At 54.5% G+C, this 3,651-nt stretch carries 1 protein-coding gene; it reads right to left on the reverse strand.

The genetic code is table 11. From position 1 onward, the window contains the following. A partial coding sequence (locus tag ACQ3G7_RS24645) for a hypothetical protein (RefSeq protein ID WP_430893001.1) occupies positions 1-3,632 on the reverse strand: 3,632 nt, incomplete at its 3' end. Positions 3,633-3,651: the final 19 nt, after the last annotated feature.

Below are 3,651 nucleotides of genomic sequence, written 5' to 3' on the forward strand. Positions count from 1 at the left end.
CTATAGTCATTTGCCGGTGTATGCTTTTCAATACCCGCAACCATTAACCGGTTCACCAGGTAGTTAAAGGCACTCTGTTGTTCTGACATTCGGATAACCAGATCTCTGGCAGTCCGTATCGTTTTCAATTCCTGAAGGTCTTCCTCACTGTACGCTTCCCTTTCTTTGATGACCATTTCGATTTCCTGAAGCGCAAGCGTAATGATTGCTTCATCCACAATCATTGAGGTTGTATTTTGATCTGTGGAGAGCGCCAGACCCGGACCGAGTGTTTTTTTCGCCCGCGCCTCCCCCTGCTCATAGTTTTTGTATTTATCGCTGTGCAGTTTAATCTGCTTGTCATATTCAGATATTTTATTCGAAATGTTATTCGCGATATCCTTCAGTTGTCGTGCTTCGGCGGCCAATTTTCGAATTGTTTTTTCTTCTTCTTCCATACTTTCAGCATAAGGATTATTAAGCGGTCTATGAGAGCCCTTATGTATATTAAGCTCACTAATATATCTCCTTGCCTTGGCCTCAAGTGATGCCTTATTTATACCTGCAAGTTTACGCTGAAGTTCAGTATTATTATGCTCCAACGATTTTTTCTTATTTTTAATATCCTGCACGACAATTCGAGAATGCCAGGCAGCATAGATTTCTGTCGCATCAACAAGTCCGGTCGAGAACGCCAGATAATAAGCACCCAGCAACGCATCGTTCCACTCATTTTTTATGCCCGGTAGAGGTAATCGTTCTGTATGCTGCAGACTTATTATTTTCTTCTTGAGAAAGAGTATGTTTTTTATTTTCTCACGAACGGGTTGTGTATAAATGCGATAAAACTCCTGATCGATAATCTGTACCAGCAGTTGTAACAGCGCACTCCAGCTAACAAAATCATGACCGGACAGTGCCTGAAACAAAACATAACGCGTTTCTCTGTCAAGGAGGGTATTAAGCATCAGACTTTCAATAAACTCACGGATAGCGTCCGGGGATTTTTGAACGCTTTCTCCGGCATAATCCCAGACACCGTTATAATTATGTACTACGATATTTGCGGCGTTGCCGCTAATCTTAACCGGTATGATGCCCATGTTGCCGCCGAGAAAAATAAACGGCCAGTATTTCTGATTGAGATAAATATAGAGATCGCCGTTCGTCTGCCTGTACACGCCACCGTTACCTTCCCGTGGCGGATGGAAACCTGCCTTACTGGCGGCATCTGTATCCCAGAGCACGGCCTCTTCTGTTAACCAGGCTGATGCGCTGGTATTGCGGGGGCGTTCAAAGTACCGGGTATTGAGCAATTTATCCCGATCTTGCCACTGCTTAGTGTGGGGATCTTTGATGATCCTGATGGTTTTCGCGCTGTAATCCTGTTGCTTTTCAAAAATGGTGCCAACGTCGTTATACGTCAGTGAGCTTTTCGATTTTTCAACATAGACAGGCCAGAAGTTGGTCGCCACATAAATATAGTAGGTATCCTCCCCTGATGCCGTCCGGTAAATCCCGTTCTCGACCGATGACTGAAAATCTCCGGGGCGCGGCTGGTAAGCTTCGCGTTGATCAAACTCCTTTTCAACCCACTGTTCAACCTGTGCAGACACCACCGTGGCGCCAGGCATCGCCATTGGCCGGAGGGTAGTCGCAATATCCCATACGTTTTCCTTACGGAAGACCCAGGTGGTTCCCGTGCCGTTGCTGATGGCCCCCAGTTCATCGTTGATGAAGAGAAACGGCCAGTACCTGCCGTGCAGATAGATATAAAGCCGACTATCCTGATAAATAGCGCCATCCTGACCGACGTCCTCTTCATCGTAGGTAAACGCGCGTTCCGCTGACCAGTTGCCCGCCTCCCGGTTAAGGTCGGCAGAGGAAGAGGTCATCCCGGATCGCTCATAAGGTGACCCACTTGAAGGGGCTTCTGATGACCCGGGATCGTCCATCAAACACCATCTCCCGATAGCAGGATCGAAAGAAACCGGCACTGACATCCTGTTCTCGGCAGGCCACTGTTGGTTGGAATAAAGCAGTCCCCCCGTCGGGGCCATCCGGTTAGCGTGCATGGTAAAATGGATATTAATACAGCGGTAGTTACCATCAACATAGAGGTACTCGAGTCCATTGCGCTGATAGACTTTTTCGATCGGGTAAGCTAACGAGTACTCAGCGGCAGTTGCACTGGTAACAGCCTGTGGGAACTCTGTGCGAACATAATTACTCAGACGACTGTCAATCGCGCTCTGGCGCGGTAACGCAGGCCAGTACTCCGGCGCCTTCACTGCCGCCTCTCCGGTACCCTCCTCTGCGAGTAGCCTGCGTTGCCCCGCTGCTGGCCCCCGCCTCTGCGGACCAGGAAGATCAGTCACGATTTGAACATCCCTCTGTGCCAGCACGGCCTGCAACGCCGCCAGGTCCTCCCTGGTCAGGCTATCCTGCTCAGAGTTTTGCCGCAGCCAATGCAAATATGCTGCGCTGGAGATGGCCCCCAGTGCGGTCATCCCCAGCGGCACGCGATAGCGCCGTCCCAGCGCGGTGGCGCGCTGCCAGCGGCCCGGCGTGGCACCGGTGCTCTGCGGCCCGCCCATCTCCACCACGGTCTCTGTTACCGGAGGGTTCAGCAACCGCGCGGCGGCCTCATGCGACGGGGGTGGCGCAGGCGGAACCTGCTGTGCCGCTGGGTGATAAGCAGCGGGTGCGGACTGATGGTAGCTGCGCCAGAATGCATACAGTGTGCCCAGCCACCAGATCCCCAGCCCCACCCCTGTTGCAACTTTTGCCACCCGCCGGGTTTCCTCGGAAGCCAGCCAGTCCATGTCATCCTGGCCCAGGCGGATAATGCCTCCGCTCATGTCCATTCCGGCCACCGGGCTGCCGCCTGGCAGACCTGCACCAGGGCGGAGGTCAAGCCGCCAGCGTCCGTCTTCACGCAGCACGCGCGGCGATGCCCCACTGGCGTGTGTCTCTCCGGGTTTTATCAGCCGCAGCACGCCTTGTTCCCCATCTGGCTCCACGCGATACATGCGTCCCTGCTCACGGATAAACATCTCGCCGCCGCTGAGCCGGATATCCCCCTCTTCCCGCATACCTTCAGGCGAGATACCCGCCATGCTCCAGCGCTCCGGCAGCCGCCGTGAGGTGAGCGGCCTTGTCCTGGCGTCGCCAGCCATTCCCTGCAGCAGGGTATCGCTTATCCATGCCTCAATGTTCTGCTCCAGTTGCTGGCGTACCTGCTGCAGCGCCGGGTGCTCGCTGGCAGCAAGGATATCGGCCACCGCAGCGCTCCATTCCAGCCACGAGTTCCCCGTGGGCAAGGTCCGTTCACCCAGCTCTTCGCGGATCGCCGGCAGCAGGGGCAGTAACGGCAGCAGAGCGGAAAGCTGCGCCACACCAGGCCAGAGCCGCCATTCCGGTTCTGACAGCCGCGCCTGCAGGTGCGCCACCGCCTGTTGCTGCGCATTGATATCCGGGGTTTCGAGGATCGTTTTCACCGACCAGGCCAGCATCAGGTTGAGGTAGTTCTGGTACCAGGGTTGCAGTTCCGGATAGTGCACCACACCGGTAAGGACCCAGCGCAGCGTGTCATCCGGCGTGGTGAGATCGCGCTGAAGCTGGAAAGCATGGATGGTCTGCAGCGTGCGCATGGCCTCTGCCGCCGACGGC

Origin of the sequence: Kosakonia sp. N21 (assembly GCF_050587465.1) — a bacterium.
Taxonomy (GTDB): Bacteria; Pseudomonadota; Gammaproteobacteria; order Enterobacterales; family Enterobacteriaceae.